The following is a 15,657-nucleotide window of genomic DNA, read 5'->3' on the forward strand; positions in this document are numbered from 1 at the left end:
AACGCTCGGCTGGGAGACCCCAGCCGAGCGCCTGCACAAACTGCTCGCGGCCTGATCAAACCGACCACGTGTTGCGACAATCCCTAGAAACCGCCCCGCGCAGTGCGGCCTGCCGGTTTGCCGCGCAGATCACGGTCAATAGCCGGACCTGGTCCGCGGAAGCCACGAGCGGCAGCCGGGCTTTCGCGGCGAGCGGCTTTGAGCTCCTTCTTTACTGCTGGGCGGACCAACGTGATCTCGATGGCGTGGAGGGACATATCCACTCCTATTCGTGAGGGAATGATCCGGCGTGCCCTCCAGCGAGGGGTTCAGTCGCGGGTGGGAGGCCGTCGGGCAGGCGTACTCAGCGGGGTCATCGGCCGGAAGAGGCGCGAACCAGATGCGTAACAGCCCATGGCTGGTCTCAGCGAAGGGTGATCGGACCGTCCGGCAACCACCCGTCGAGGTAGCCGAGGACAAGATCAGTGGTGCTGTCGACATGTGATTCCTGCAGGACATGGTCCAGGGTCGCGCGCGGCGTCCAGACGGCGGTTGGGCCGGGATGGCCCGCAGTGACCGAGCTTGAGGATGGGGAAGGCCCGGCGCGAGCGAGGAAGACGCGCTCCTCTACTCGTACGAGCGATGGATCATCAGGAGGAGGGGCCCAGCGCCGCCCGACCACTGACCCCCACCGCAAGGGCCGGCCAATGAACCAGCGTGCTGCCACCCGGACAGCGGCTTCTGCGTAGGACTCCGAGAGCCTGACATTGGCCTGCGGCAAGGCCCAGTGCCCGGAGGTCCGACCGGGATGGTGGAAAAGAGCTACCTGCTCGTCGGCGTCGATAACGACGAGAGTGGCCATGCGGCGGAATCGAGGACTGGGAAGACCCATGAGAACAGCATCGGCGTGTGGCCAGACAAATAGCCACCTGGGTGAGCTGAAAGGGCCACAGGGGCGAATCTCAAGTGACCTGGGTTCTGGTGCCCGCGAAGAGGCCGCGGTTCGCGTCGCGCGAGGCATGGGGCGGCTGCGGTGTTGGTGCCGCGCTGGATGACATGCGCTCGGGCCCCACTGGTGGCACGGGCGCATGTCGGACGGCGTTACTGCTGGACGAAGCCCAATGCAGTCTCCTTGTCGAGGCCGCCCCAGCTGTCCGGGGTGCGCCACAGGACGTGGACGCCGAAGACGTTGTGGACGGTGTCGGCCGACCAATCTTCTACGGGCGGTTCGCACAGGACCAGGTAGAGGCCGGTGGCCTGGACGGGAAGCGTGTGGTTGATCTCAAGGAGGCGGGTCGCTCCGGAGCGGAGGTCCTCATACGTGGAGCGGTCGGCCCCCAGAACCTCGTAGATGAACAGGCCCTCGCTGGTGTCGCAACTGACGTCGACGACCGCGGAGTCGGCCGGCTGCAGGTCCGACCACAACAGGGCCGACTTCAGCGCGTGGCGCACAGCCTCGTGCTTCCTGCATGTGCGGTCGGCAGCCGCCGACGTCTCCAGCGCGCGCAGGAAACCCTCCTTCGTGCTCGCTGCCTGTGTGGCGGGGACTTCTTCGACGGCGGTCACGGGTTCGGTTTCCTTCTGCTCGGGTTGATGCGCAGCGGTGGTGGGGGTGTTCTCGAAGTCCAGTTCGGCCGCAGCGGCAAGGCGCGCCTTGAGTGTTTCCCGTGCTTCGGCCAGGGCCTGGGTCCAGCCCGAACTCGCAAGGTTCTCCCGGAGCCGACTTACGTCCGGCGCCTCGTCCTTGAGCGCGCGGTTCGTGCTTGCCGCGAGGTCGCGCAGCACGCTCAGCCGGTGCCGGTCCGGGGAACCGAGCACGCGCCGTACGTCCACCCAGTCCGCCTGGTCGCGGCGGAGGATGCGGTTGGCCATGCCCTGGAGCTCGGAGAGGCGGCTGCGGGCATCCTCCGAAACAGTGCCGCCGTCACCGCTGGTCAGTTCGTCGAGAACGCCGAGCGCCGCAACATAGCGTTCCGCCATCCTGGGCGAGATGGGCTGGCGGCCACGCTGGTCGGCTGTGAGCACGCTCTGGTTCGTCTCGTTGGCGAACACCCAGCAGTCCAGGTCCTCGCCCGGACGCGGAGGAACCGAGCCGTGCCGGACGGTCAGGATCAGCATGCGGTCGATGGCGGGAGACAGGGCCTTGACCTTGTAGCGGCCGCCGGGCCCAGGGCCGATGACCCGGACCCGGAAGTCGGCCCCGATCTCGGGGACGTCACCCAGCGCTGTGCCGGCTTCGGCTTCGGTGGGTGGTGGTTCGGTGGTGTCGTCGGTGTTCGTGAGGCTCTCCGGGAGCGGAGAGGTGTGCAGCACGGTCAGGCTTTGCGTGCTGCGGGTGAGGGCGATGTAGAGCTGGCGCAGGCCCGCCGGGCCGCGATCGGCGATGGTGGTGGGTTCGACGACAAGGACGTGGTCGTACTCCATACCCTTGGCCTGGGCCGCGGCCAGTACGGACACCGCCTCGCGGCTCTGGCCGGTGACGTCGGCACTCTGATCCAGGTGGCGGCTGATCTCGTCGAGCCAGCCCGAGTCGTCGGGGACGATGACGGCCACCGAGCGCAGGGTGTGCCCGTCGCTCGTGTCCACCAGGCGGGTGGCCTGGGCGACGGTGTCGTCGAGGAGCTTCCACGGCTCGGTCGTCACGGTTCGTACAGCGTCCTCGCCGGCTTCGCGCACGGCCTGCGGGTAGGGCAGCGCCGGGGCGACCGCACGGGCCAGGGGTGCGACGAACTCCATGATCTCGGCGGGCACGCGGTAGCTCGTGTTCAGCTGGGCGACGCGCCAGTCGCCGTGGTCGGAGAGGAGGCTGCCGAGGCGGTCCCAGTCCACGTACGTGTGGGGCCCGGTGGCCTGGGCGAGGTCGCCGAGGACCGTCATGGAGCCGTTCACTGCGCAGCGGCGGCGCAGCGAGCGGGCCTGCATGGGGGTGAGGTCCTGGGCCTCGTCGACGACGATGTGTCCGTAGCGCCGTGGGGTTTCCCCGGTGATGAGGTACCGGAGTTCTTCGAGGCAGACGCGGTCGTCGAGGGTCCAGGGGTCGTCGGTGGCGGTGGCCGCCCGGGGGCGGTGCAAGGCGGCCTGCTCCTCGTCGTCAAGGATGTCGTCGGCGCAAGTGCGCAGGAGGTCAGACGAGTCGTAGAGGCTCCGGAGCGCTTCCCTGGCGCCCGGTGACGGCCAGACGCGTTCGATGAGGCGCTCGACTCGGCGGTTGCGTTCCAGGTCGCGACGGATGGTGTCGTCACCGCGGCGCCGCGGGGCAACAGCCATGAGTTCCCGCAGAAGGCGGTCGACGAGCAGGCTGCGGAAGCGGTCGCGCCGATCACGGTAGGCGCCGTCGCCGCCGCGGGCCTCGTCGAGGAGCGCGAGGAGCTCGGAGCGCGGGATGCGTAGGGTCGTGCTGCCTGCCGTGACGGCGAACGCCGCTTCGTCGCCCACGTGAGAGGGGACGCTGGTGAGTGTGTCGAGGGCCTCGGGGCGGCACTCGTTCTCGACCCGCCGCCTCAGGACGGCAGCCATGCGCTCGTCGGACTTCACCAGCCGCGCCTGCGGGGTGTCGGAACCGAGGATCTCGCCGTCCCACAGGCGGGTCAGCTGCACGGCGTTGACGTCGCGGGTGCCGAGGGTGGGCAGGACCTGACCGACGTAGTCGAGGAACCGCTGGTGAGGGCCGACGACGAGGATGTCCTGGGCCTTGAAGTGGTTGTTGTTGACCAGCCACGTCACGCGGTGCAGGCCGACCGCGGACTTGCCGGTGCCTGGGCCGCCCTGCACGACGAGGATGTCGGAGGGTGAACCGGTGACCAGATCCATCTGGTCGCGGCGGATGGTCTCGACGATGTCCCGCATGCTGCCGCTGCGCGAGCGCTGGAGTTCACGCAGGAGAAAGTCGTCGGGCTGCAGCGGCTTCTGACGCTGGACGCGGGCGATGTCGGCGGGGGTCGGGACGGGCGGGCTCGGTGCTCCCCCTTTCTGCGTGACGCTGGCTGGGTCCGTGGGCTGGGCCTCCCGCTGGGCGTCGTCTGTCGCTGGCCGTGGCTGCGGGACGGGGACGGCGACAGTGATCTCGTCGAAGTAGTCCTCGACAACACGCTGTACACAGCGCAGTTGCCGCCGCAGGAGCACCTTGCCCGGGGCATCGGGCAGCGCCTCGAACCACTTCTTGGCCAGCCGACTGGTCCACAGTACGACGACGGTGTCGCGGGTACGGACGTCGGAAACGGCACGTCGGCCGACGTACCAGGTCTTGGGCCTCTTACCCGGCTCGTCCTCGTCGGGTGCGTCGACCCGGCTGATGACCAGCGACTCGTTGCCGAGTCCGCCGTATGCCACGGCCCGCTCCTCGGCCTCGATCCGGTTGGCGACGCTGTCCTTGCCACTGGCGGAGGCCGTGGCGACCGAGCCCCCGGTCATTTCGGCCAGCCGCGCCGCGTAGCAGTCGTAGGCGTGGTCCACCGCCTTCTGCTCGACGGCGATGATCTCGTCGCGCGTGGTGGTGCCCATGTACATTCCCCTCCCCTTGCAGCACCCCAAGGGACGCTGCGACGGGCATACGCCCGGCCCCGGCGAAATAACTATCAGAGACCTACGGGTAACAAACAGTCAGAGGGCCAACGCCCCGACCAGCTCGCCGACTTCCGTCCGCCAGGTGCGGACCTGGTCGTGCGTGGGGCCGATCTCGTACTGGTGGTAGTGGCATCCCAGGCAGAGGTGCGACCACACGGCGTTGGCGCGGCGCGCGGTCTCCGCCGCGGTGTAGCAGCCCAGGCACAGCAACTTGGCGCGCATCGTGGTAGCTGCGAGCCCCGTCACGGCGGCGTCTAGTACGCGGTCGATGGAGATCTCCAGGGCGGTCCGCAGAGCGAGGGAGGCTCCGCGGTGTCGGCCGGCGGCCGTGGCGCCCGTGCGGGCGGCAAGCAGCTGATCGGCCGTCAGCAGGAGCTCCTCGACCGAGGTGGTGGGAGTGCTCATCACACGGTCACCTCCGGCTTGCGCACCTTCTGCGCCATGATCTCGATGTCGTCCACGAAGCCGTGGGGGTCGGTGATCTGCGCTCCCGCAGCGTGGGCGCCGTCCTGGCACTTCCTGAGGAGGTCCACCGCACGCGGTCCGCAAAGGGTGCGCAGTTCCCGGTAGACGTCGCCGGTCCGCCCAGCGTCGCCGAACAGGGCCAGGGCCGTGACTTTCATGAGCTTGTCGGCGCCGCCGACGGCGGCTTGCAGCGCGTGCTCGGGCGCGCCGGAACGGTGGTGCCGGATCCAGGCGGCCTCAAGGAAGGCGTTCTCCAGGGCGATACGGCACAGGCTGGGCAGCACGTGGGTCCGTGCCGCCGTCGGCAGGTCACTGGTACTGGCGATGGCCCGCGCGTCGTCGAGCGCCTGCCGTACCGGGTCGGTCACCGGCTTGACCTTCACCTTGGACGACTCGGCCCGCTCGACTCGAACACCGTCACCGGCAGATCCTGACTGGTGAACGCCCGCTGGAGCCGGGTGTCGTGGGTGAACACGACGACCTGCCGGTGCTCGCCGAGCTCGTGCAGGACCTGGGCGAGTCCGTTGACCTTGGCTGGGTCCATGGACTGTACGGGGTCGTCGATGACGATGAAGCCGAACGGGCTGTCGGCGGTGGCGGCCCGGGGCAGGAACAGGGACAGCGCGAGGGAGTGCTGCTCGCCCTGGCTCATGACGCTGAGAGCCGAGGCCTCCTGGCCGTCGACGGAGACATCCATGACGAGCTTGCGGACAGTGGCCTTCTCGCTGCCCTTCAGGCTCACGGCCTTGAGGTCGATGTTGCTCTCCTGGCGGAGCCGCTCCCAGATCCGCTGCGACTGGTCGGCGAAGCCTTCCATGCGCTGTTCCCGCAACTCGGCGGCCAGCGCCTTGATCCAGGTGCTCGCCTTCCTGATGTCCCGCAGCCGAGGCTTGTTCGCCTCCACGGCACGGGCTCTCTCCGCCCAGCCCGCCAGGCGGATGACGAGCCCGCGCCAGCGTTCGTCCCGCTTCTCCAGCTCCCTGACGGCGTTCTCCTTGACCGCGGTGCAGGCATCGGCCAGGGGCGCGGCGGCCTCGTGGGCGCGCCGGGCGAGCTCGTCGGGATCGCTGATCGTCCGGCAGGCGATCCAGGCGCGCCACGGGTCGGCGAGGGCGGCGGGGATCCGCGGGGGCGTGTGAACGAGGTCCTGCACGGCCCGCGCGGCCGACCGGAGTTCGCTGCGCGCGCCCGCGGCTGCCTCCGCCTCCTGCCGCAGTGCGGCGATCTGGGCGATGGCGTCCGCAGCCCATGCCGCGTCCAGCATTCCGTCGGTCCCGCATACGGGGCAGGAGTCAGCGTCGGGGTGACGGTCGTTGTGCGCCACAGCCCGTTCGAGGAGTTCCGCACGCTGCAGGGCGTCCTCTGTGCCGGTGCCGCGCAGGTCCTCGACGTCGGCGAGAGCTCTGCGCAGGCGGTCCACGGTCGCGCGGACCTGCGCCATCTCGGGTCCCCGCACCTCTGCCTCGGCGCGCAGCCGGGCGAGCAGGCCATCGTCCGTGTTGGCGGGCAGACCGGCGATCAGGGCTTCAACGGTCTCCAAGTCGGGCGTTCCCGCCGTGTCGACGGCGACGAGTGCCTGGACCGCGCGGTCGTCGTCCTCCAGCTCGTACAGGGCCTCCTTGAGGCCCGGCAGCTCCGCCTTCGCCACCTTGTCCGCGTCTTCGAGCGTCTTGGCCTCCTGGCGGAGCCGGCCGTCGGCGGCGCTGAGCTGCCCCAGGCCGAGGATGGTGGCGATGGAGTCGTACATCTCGGAGGGCTTGCCACTGATCATGCGGTCGAGATCGAGGTACGACAGGAAGGGCCGGAAGTCCCGCAGGGCCTGCTTCCAGTCCACCTGGTCGAGGGGTGCGCGGCCGTGTCCGGGGCGCTTGAGCTCGGCCTGGGAGTCGTCGAAGTCGTCGCCCTCCCAGGTGCGGGTGAGTGTGCTGCGGCCGGTGTCGCCCTCGATGGCGAGCTTGACCTCGATCTCCGGCCTGCCGTCGGTGTCGTGGAGGTTGCGCCAGTTGCTGCTGCGCGTCGCGTGCTGCCCCTGCCAGCGCATGTTCACGCCGGTGAAGGCCGTCTCGATGCCCTCGGCGATGCTGGACTTGCCGGAGCCGTTGCGACCCACGACCAGGTTCACGCCGGGCCGGGGGCTGAGCTTGAGCAAGGCGCGCGGTCCGATGCCGCGGAACCGGGCGACGGCGACTGACTCGAGGTAGATCCGGTCGGCCGTGGAGGTCTCACCGGCCTCGCTGTCGCCCAGTGCCTCCTTCAGGAGCGCCTTCACGGGCTCGGTGAGTGCCACCTCGCCCAGGCGGGTCCGCACCAGCTCGGCCACGGGCACGGGCTGGTCGGCGGGGGTCGGCTTAGCGGGGTCGGCGGGGTGGTCCGCGTTCTGCTGGGGCTGTTCCGTGACGGTCATGTGCTGTCTCCCGGGGGCCGGATGTTGGTTCGGAGGATGGGTCGGACACCGGCACTCGGTCGGTGAGGACGATGCCCCTGTCGTTCGCGTCGGGTGGGCGGCGGGGTTGCTCCGTTGTGCGGTGGTGGTGACTGCGGTCGCGCAGTCCCCGCTTCCGCTCGGAAGCAGAACCAGGTAAGCACGTCACTGAAAGCATCGTCAAACAACTTGACGGACTTGACGACCGCTGTAATGTGTTTACTGTTCACTACCGACTGGCCCGAGAGGAGCAGCACCCGACGCCATGCCCCAGCAGCCCGCAGCCCAACTGCCCGCCTCGGCGCACGTGACCGCCGCCGAGATCTCCCGCGTCGCAGGGGTCACGCGCGCCACCGTCAGCAACTGGCGCCGTCGCCACGACGACTTCCCCGCCCCCAGTGGGGGCACGGAGAGCAGCCCGCTCTACGACCTGACGGCTGTCCAGGCATGGCTGCGGGGGCGCGGGCACACCTCCGCTGCCTCGCCCGCCGAGGAGTTGCGTACGGCGCTGCGTCTGCTCGGGCCCGGCTCGGGTGCGGCAGCGCGGCTGTTCCCGCTGGTGGCGGCCATGTCCCGCCTTACGCCCGGGGAACTGGCCGAACTCGCCACCGCATCCGACGACCAGTTGATCGCCCGCATGGAGAAGGCCGCAGCCCAGCTACCCGCGGCTGTGCCCGAGGCCGAGCCGGTCCGCTACGGCCCGGACGATGCGGGCACGGTCCGCGCCCTGCTGGGTTGCGTCCGTGAGGCCGGAGCGCAGGCCGCCCTCGATGTCCTCGCTGAGCGCGAACTGGACGAGGGTGCCGCCAGCGGTGTTTACCAGACCCCAGAGGGCCTGGCTCTGCTCATGGCGCGGCTCCTGCCCGCCGGCGCGGCCCGTGTCCTCGATCCAGCCTGCGGCAGCGGCACTCTCCTCGCTGCCGCTGCCCGGCAGGGCGCACAGAAGCTGTTCGGGCAGGACACGCTCCCAGTCCAGGCCCAGCGCAGCGCCATTCGGCTCCTGCTCGCCGCACCCGGGGCCGACGTGGCGATCCGCGTCGGCGACAGCCTGCGCAACGACGCCTTCCCCGAGGTCACTGTCGACGCCGTCCTGTCCAACCCGCCTTTCGGCGATCGCGATTGGGGTCACGACGAGCTGGCGTACGACCCGAGGTGGGCGTACGGGGTCCCGCCGCGCTTCGAATCCGAGCTGGCCTGGGTGCAGCACGCCCTCGCGCATCTGGAGGCCGGCGGCCACGCGGTCATGCTGCTGCCGCCCGCGCTCGCCTTCCGCTCCTCCGGCCGCCGCATCCGCGCCGAGCTCATCCGCAGCGGGGCCCTGCGAGCAGTCATTTCGCTCCCGGCGCGTGCCGCGTATCCGCTCCACATCGGTTTGCAGATCTGGGTGCTCCAGCGCCCCGAGCCGGGCGGCGCGGACCGGACGCCGGTGCTGTTCGTCGACAGCGAGGGCGAGCAGCGGGACGCCACCACGGGAACGCCTGGCGCGACCGTTGCGGCCACGGCTGGCTTCGGCACACGCGGCGGCTCGCGCCTTGGCCGGTCCGGCTCCTCCTCTTCCGCCGCATCCTCTTCCACTTCCTCTGGTTCCACCTTCGACTGGGCGGGGCTGACCGGCAGGGTCCTCACCCAGTGGGCCGCGTTCACCACCGCCCCCGACACCTACGCCGACGAGCCCGGCGTCGCCCGCGCGGTGCCGCTCGTCGACCTCCTCGACGACGTCGTCGACGTCACCCCGGCCCGCCATGTCCGGGCGACCGCGGCCGACATCGACCCGGCAGCCCTGGCCCGGCGCGTCGCCGAGCTGCACGGGCAACTGGCCGAGCAAGTCGCTGCCCTGGCAGGCGCCTCCGAGTCCGGCGGCTGGCAGCCGTCCGGGGCCTCGGCCCGCGAGTGGCGTACGGCGACCGTCTCCGACCTGGCGCGCGGCGGGGCCCTGACCGTGCTGCGGGCCTCGACCCCCGGGACGCGAGGCTCCAAGGGCGCCGCCACCCCTGTCGCAGACCGGCCGGTCCTCACCGCCCTGGACATCTCGGCCGGGAACCCGCCGTCCGGCGGCGCCGGTGACGTCCACTCGGACGCCACGCAGCCTGTCGCCGCCGGAGACGTCCTCGTACGCGCAGTCGCGGGCGGCGGCGACGCGGCCGGGATGACGCGGGTCGCGGACGACCGGGACGCCGGAGCCCTGCTCGGTCCGAACGTCCACCTCCTGCGCCCCGACCCGGCCCGCCTCGACCCGTGGTTCCTGGCCGGATTCCTCGGCGCCGAGGACAACATCGCCTCCGCGTCCACCGGCAGCACCCTCGTGCACGTCACACCGGGCCGCCTGCGCGTACCGCTGCTGCCCCTGAAGGAACAGCGGCGCTACGGGGAGGCCTTCCGCCGCGTGTACGAGCTGCGCGCGGCCGTCCGCCGAACCGCCGACCTCGCCGCCGATACCGCGGCCACCCTGACCACCGGCATCACCGCCGGCGTACTCCTGCCACCGGACACCCCGGACAGCGATTCCGCCTGAAACGCCCCACGCGTCCCACCGCACACGACCACACTGGATCCAGCGCCGTCCCACGCCTGGACGGCGCTCTTCGGAAGGAAGCCGGGACCTCTTGAACAGCAGTAAGCACACGGAGCTGGCGAACCACGCCTGGTCCGTCGCCGATCTCCTGCGCGGCGACTACAAGCAGTCCGACTACGGCAAGGTCATCCTGCCGTTCACTGTGCTGCGCCGCCTGGAGTGCGTCCTGGAGCCGACGCGCGACAAGGTCGTCGAGACCGTCGCCAGGTTCGCGGGCCAGGAGATCGACACCGACCACTTCCTGCGCAAGGCCTCGGGCCACTCCTTCTACAACAAGAGCGACCTCACGCTGCGGAAGATCGCGGCCGACCCGCAGAACGCCGCGAAGAACCTGCAGATCTACGTCGGCGCCTTCTCCGACAACGCCCGCGAGGTCCTCGACAAATACGAGTTCAACCAGCAGGTCAGGAAGCTCGACAGCGCGAACCTGCTCTACCAGGTCATCGGAAAGTTCACCGACCTCGACCTGCACCCGGACGTCGTGCCCAACCACAACATGGGCTACATCTTCGAGGAGTTGATCCGCCGCTTCGCCGAGCAGTCGAACGAGACCGCGGGTGAGCACTTCACCCCGCGCGAGGTCATCAAGCTGATGGTCAACCTGCTGGTGGCGCCCGACGCGGACGCCCTCAGCCTGCCCGGTGTCGTCCGCACGGTCATGGACCCGGCCTGCGGCACGGGCGGCATGCTCAGCGCCGCCGACGACCGCATCAAGGCCCTCAACCCGGACGCCACGGTCGAGGTGTACGGGCAGGAGCTCAACCCCGAGTCCTGGGCGATCTGCCGGTCCGACCTCATGATCAAGGGCCAGGACCCGGAGAACATCCGCTTCGGCAACTCCTTCTCCGACGACGGCCACGCCCGCCGCAGGTTCGACTACCTCCTCGCCAACCCACCGTTCGGTGTGGAGTGGAAGAAGGTCAAGGAGGAGGTCGAGTACGAGCACAAGTCGCTCGGCGACGCCGGCCGCTTCGGCGCGGGCCTGCCGCGCATCAACGACGGCTCGCTGCTCTTCCTCCAGCACATGATCTCGAAGATGAAGCCGGTGGACGTGAACGGCGGGGGCGGCTCCCGCATCGCCATCGTCTTCAACGGCTCCCCGCTGTTCACGGGCGCGGCCGAGTCCGGCGAGTCCAACATCCGCCGCTGGGTCCTGGAGAACGACTGGCTGGAGGCGGTTGTCGCCCTCCCGGACCAGCTCTTCTACAACACCGGCATCTCGACCTACTTCTGGATCCTCACCAACCGCAAGGACGCCGATCACAAGGGCAAGGTCGTCCTGCTGGACGCGCGCGACTACTGGCTGAAGATGCGCAAGTCGCTCGGCAACAAGCGCAAGGAACTGGGGGATGGCACGAACGGCCGCCCCAACCACATCGGCGACATCACCCGGCTGTACGCGGAGGCCGTGCAGGTCGCGAAGGACCCCGAGCACCCGCTGCACGGCAAGGTCAAGCTCTTCGCCAATGAGGACTTCGGCTACCAGCGCATCACCGTCGAACGCCCGTTGAAGCTGCGCTTCGAGGTGACGGAGGAGACATTGGCGGCACTGGCGGAGGCCAAGCCGGTGGCGAGGCTGGAGCGCAGCGAGGAGTTCCTGGCGACCCCGCGCCCGCTGCTCGGCTCGACGTGGAGGACGAAGTCCGAGGCGTTCATCGCGCTCAAGGACGCTGTGGTCGCGGCTGGCCTGACCTGGCCGTCGGGCGCGCCGTTCGCGAAGGCGGTACGGGACGCGGTCGGCGTCCGCGACCCCAAGGGCGAGGTCCAGAAGATCAAGGGCGCGCCGGAGCCGGACGCGGACCTGCGGGACTTCGAGAATGTTCCGCTGGGGGAGGACGTCGAGGACTACCTCAAGCGCGAAGTGCTGCCGCACGTCCCGGAGGCGTGGATCGACCACACGAAGACGAAGATCGGCTACGAGATCCCGTTCACGCGGCACTTCTATGTGTACGAACCGCCGCGGCCGCTATCGGAGATCGACGCGGAGCTGAAGTCGCTGGAGGCAGAAATTCAGGATCTGCTTGCGGAGGTTACAGAGTGACTGACGGACTGGGCTTGCTGCCAGCTCACTGGGACGCTACGCGGCTCGATCGCGTGGCCACGGTGAATGCACGCATCGGCTGGAAGGCCCTCACCGCGGCTGAATACCAGCCAGAAGGGTATGCATTCCTAGCCACTCCTGGACCTAGTCCGCGGTCTGCGGATTCCCGCTCCTCCCCATTACGAGCAGGACGAGATTATTCGTCGTGCCCACGAAGTGGAAGACGCAGCCGCTCGGCAGGAGCAACTCCAAGTACGCCGCGTCCAGCTACTTTCAGAACGCCGCCAAGCCCTGATCACCGCCGCCGTAACCGGCCAGTTCGACGTAACCACCGCCAGCGGGCGCAACGTAACGGGCGGAGTGCAGCCGTGAGCCCCATCCACACCGAGTCCGCCTTCGGCGAAGCTATCGTCGCCGCCATGACCGAGCGCGGCTGGCGCGAAGCGCGCCCGCAGGACTACCGGGCCGATCTCGGCCTGGACACCAACGAGTTGTTCACCTTCATCGGCGCGACCCAGCCCGACGAGTGGGACGAGCTTCTCACCGTCTACGGCAGCGACCCGAACGAGGCCCAGCGCGGGTTCGCCAGCCGCCTCGACCAGGCCATCGCCACCAACGGGCTCCTCGACGTGCTCCGCAACGGCGTCAAGGACCGGGGTGTTCTCCTCCGCGTCGCGTACTTCAAGCCGAACCTCGTCGCCCACGACTCCGTCCTCGACGGCTACCGCGCCAACCGCCTCACCGTCGACCGCGAGCTGGAGTACGCGACCAAGCAGGCGGACTGGGGCAACCGGCTTGACCTCACCCTCTTCCTCAACGGAATCCCCGTCGCCACGGCCGAGTTGAAGAACCCGCTGACCAAGCAAGGGGTGGAGCAGGCCAAGGAGCAGTACCGCACCGACCGGGACCCCACCGAGCTGATCTTCACGCGCCGGGTCGTCGCGAACTTCGCTGTCGACCCGGACCTGGTCTTCGTCGCCACCCAGCTCAAGGGCAAGAACACCCGCTTCCTCCCGTTCAACACCGGCTCCAACGGTCCCGGTCAGCCGGGCGGCGCCGGCAACCCGGACCCGACCGCCTTCGGCACGTACGCGACCTCGTACCTCTGGGAGCACGTCTGGCAGCCGGACAACTGGCTGGACCTGCTTCAGCGGTTCGTGCACCTGCACAAGAGCAAGACGCCCGGCGGCGGCACCACCAAGACGATGGTCTTCCCCCGGTTCCAGCAGTGGGACGCGGTCAAGAAGCTCACCGCGCACGCCGCAACGCACGGCGCGGGACACGACTACCTGGTCATGGCCTCGGCCGGCTCGGGCAAGTCGAACACCATCGGCTGGCTCGCGCACCGCCTCAGCGACCTGCACACCCCCACCGACCCGCGCGAACTCGACCCTGAGGCCATCGCCAAGGGCCTCAAGCCGGGCGTGCCGGTCTTCGACAAGGTCATCGTCATCACCGACCGCCGCAACCTGGACGCCCAACTCCGGGAAACGGTTGGTAATTTCGAGCAGACCGCGGGCCTCGTCGTGAAGATCGACGAGAAGCACGGTGCGAAGGGAGAGCAGCTCGCCAAGGCCCTCTCCCGCGACACCGGCAAGATCGTCACGGTCACCCTGCACTCGTTCCCGGCGCTGATCTCGTACATCGAGCGCAACCCCACCGAGATCCGGGGCAGCCACTTCGCAATCATCGTGGACGAGGCGCACTCCTCGCAGTCCGGCGACGCCGCCAAGGACGTACGGGCCGCTCTGCGTGACCTCGGCCTGGACTCCGACTCGGACGACGCGGGCGCGACCACGGTCAAGGCCCCGGCCGCCGCCACCCTCGACGAGCAGCTCAGGAAGAGGGCCGAGCAGCGTTCCCGCGCCGCGAACCTCTCCTACTTCGCGTTCACCGCCACGCCCAAGGCCAAGACTCTCGAACTCTTCGGCACGCTCCAGGACATCGATGGCAAGGCAACCTACCGGCCCTTCCACACGTATTCCATGCGGCAGGCGATCGAGGAGGGCTTCATCCTCGACCCGCTGCGCAACTACGTCACGTACAACACGTACTGGAAGCTGGTGAACCAGAACCCCGACGAGCGGGAGGTCGACCCGTCGAAGGCGAACGGCCTACTCGCCCGGTACGCGCTCACCCATGACTCGACGGTCGCCCAGCACGCCCAGGTGATCGTGGAGCACTTCGTGGCGCACAGCCGGGGCCGTCTCGGCGGACGGGCCAAGTCGATGGTGGTGACCGCCACCCGGCAGTCCGCCGCGCAGATGGCACGCGCCATCAAGAGCTACATCAAGGACCGGGACTACGACACCAAGTACCCCGACCTTGGTGTCCTCGTCGCCTTCTCCGGCTCGCTCACCGTCGACGGCGAGGAGACCACCGAGCCCAAGGAGAACGGCGGGCTGTCGGAGAGCGCGCTGCCGAAGGCGTTCGCGTACACGCGTGCCGACGACAAGGCCGCCCGAGCCGGCGGTGCGGGCCAGCGCGAGTACAGGATCCTGGTGGTGGCGGAGAAGTACCAGACCGGGTTCGACCAGCCGCTGCTGACGACGATGTACGTCAACAAGACGCTGACCGGCATCTCCGCCGTCCAGACCCTTTCCCGGCTGAACCGGACCGCCGAGCGCAAGACCCAGGCGGACCTGGCGGTACTGGACTTCGTCAACGACGCTGACGACATACAAGAGTCCTTCCGCCCGTACTTCGAGGAGGCGAACACCCTCCCCTCCGACCCCAACCTGCTCTACACCGCACAGAGCCGGGTCATGCAGGCGCCGATCCTGTCCGGACAGGAGATGGACGAGTTCGCCGCCGCGTACTTCGCCGCCAAGGCGAAGGCGGCGGGGTCCCAGTCCAAGTGGGAGAAGCTGCACGCCGAGCTGTACCGGCTGCTGTCCCCCGCGGTCGCCCGCTTCACGCCCCTGCTCGAAAGCGACGACGAGGACGACCAAGAGACGGCGGAGGGCTTCCGCGCCGACCTCAACGACTACGTCAGGAAGTACGGCTTCCTCGCGCAGATCGTCCCCTACCGGGACGCGGAGCTGGAGCGGCTGCACCTCTACGGCCGCTACCTCCTCAACCGGCTGCCGCGCCGCGCGGACGGCGGCGTGGACATAGGCGAGATCGACCTCAGTCATATGCGGGTGGAGAAGACCGGTGAGTACGACGTCTCCCTCACCGCCGAGGGGCCGACGACGATGCAGGGCTTCGGCGACGGCTCGGGTGGTGCGAAGGAGGCGGAGAAGTCGCTGCTGTCGCAGCTGATCGAGAAGTTCAACGAACGGTTCGGCACGGAGTTCACCGAGCAGGACGTCATCCGGCCCTTCGAGGAGGCCAAGGCCGACCCGAAGGTGCGGGCGGCGGCCGTCGTCAACGACGAGGACAACTTCGGCCTCGTCTTCGACAACGTCTTCGCGGACAAGATGGCTGACCACATCGACACCATCGCGGGCATGGGCCGCCAGTACTTCGGCCCCGACAAGGGTTTCAAGTCCAGCCTGGACCGCAGCGCCCGCAAGGCAGCCTGGCGGATGATCCGCCGCGAGGAGGGCTTGGACGACGACGTCTGATGCGTACGCCCCGGCTGGATATGCCGGCCGGGGCACGCTTTGGTGG

The 15,657-nt window shown here is 69.2% G+C and carries 7 protein-coding genes; 3 read left to right on the forward strand and 4 right to left on the reverse strand.

The genetic code is table 11. The features are described 5' to 3' along the window. Nucleotides 1-1,080: 1,080 nt before the first annotated feature. The 4 genes from ACFYWY_RS11040 to ACFYWY_RS11055 form a co-directional block, all read right to left on the reverse strand. On the reverse strand, nt 1,081-4,479 hold the full coding sequence (locus tag ACFYWY_RS11040; protein ID WP_389183122.1) for a HelD family protein: 3,399 nt from the start codon (nt 4,477-4,479) through the stop codon (nt 1,081-1,083). Between the two features lie 99 nt (nt 4,480-4,578). Then, nucleotides 4,579-4,947 carry a hypothetical protein gene (locus tag ACFYWY_RS11045; protein ID WP_389183125.1) on the reverse strand — a complete coding sequence of 123 codons (369 nt, stop codon included), beginning with the start codon at nt 4,945-4,947 and terminating at the stop codon, nt 4,579-4,581. Beyond that, the gene (locus ACFYWY_RS11050) at nt 4,947-5,375 is read right to left on the reverse strand and encodes a hypothetical protein (protein WP_389183128.1); all 429 of its coding nucleotides are present in this window, start codon (nt 5,373-5,375) and stop codon (nt 4,947-4,949) included. Before ACFYWY_RS11050 ends, ACFYWY_RS11045 begins: the two co-directional genes overlap by 1 nt. An 11-nt stretch (nt 5,376-5,386) precedes the next feature. Beyond that, entirely contained in the window at nt 5,387-7,411 is a 2,025-nt protein-coding gene (locus ACFYWY_RS11055; RefSeq protein ID WP_389183130.1) for an AAA family ATPase, read from the reverse strand. A gap of 283 nt (nt 7,412-7,694) precedes the next feature. Between ACFYWY_RS11055 and ACFYWY_RS11060 the strand changes: the two genes are divergently transcribed. The 3 genes from ACFYWY_RS11060 (at nt 7,695) to ACFYWY_RS11070 (ending at nt 15,611) form a co-directional block, all read left to right on the forward strand. Continuing rightward, nucleotides 7,695-9,941 carry an N-6 DNA methylase gene (locus tag ACFYWY_RS11060; RefSeq protein WP_389183133.1) on the forward strand — a complete coding sequence of 749 codons (2,247 nt, stop codon included), beginning with the start codon at nt 7,695-7,697 and terminating at the stop codon, nt 9,939-9,941. A 91-nt stretch (nt 9,942-10,032) separates the two neighbouring features. Further along, entirely contained in the window at nt 10,033-12,042 is a 2,010-nt protein-coding gene (locus ACFYWY_RS11065) for an N-6 DNA methylase (RefSeq protein WP_389183136.1), read from the forward strand. Nucleotides 12,043-12,410: 368 nt separating this feature from the next. After that, nucleotides 12,411-15,611, forward strand: a complete 3,201-nt coding sequence (locus ACFYWY_RS11070; RefSeq protein WP_389183139.1) for a type I restriction endonuclease subunit R — start codon at nt 12,411-12,413, stop codon at nt 15,609-15,611. The last annotated feature ends 46 nt before the right edge of the window (nt 15,612-15,657 follow it).

The sequence above is a fragment of the Streptomyces sp. NPDC002870 genome, from assembly GCF_042888505.1.
In the GTDB taxonomy this organism is placed as follows: Bacteria; Actinomycetota; Actinomycetes; order Streptomycetales; family Streptomycetaceae; genus Streptomyces.

Excerpts from the sequence above, each read along its gene's own strand:
- ACFYWY_RS11040 (WP_389183122.1), bottom strand. The coding sequence starts at position 4,479 with ATGGGCACCACCACGCGCGACGAGATCATCGCCGTCGAGCAGAAGGCG.
- ACFYWY_RS11045 (WP_389183125.1), bottom strand. The coding sequence starts at position 4,947 with ATGAGCACTCCCACCACCTCGGTCGAGGAGCTCCTGCTGACGGCCGAT.
- ACFYWY_RS11055 (WP_389183130.1), bottom strand. The coding sequence starts at position 7,411 with ATGACCGTCACGGAACAGCCCCAGCAGAACGCGGACCACCCCGCCGAC.
- ACFYWY_RS11060 (WP_389183133.1), top strand. The coding sequence starts at position 7,695 with ATGCCCCAGCAGCCCGCAGCCCAACTGCCCGCCTCGGCGCACGTGACC.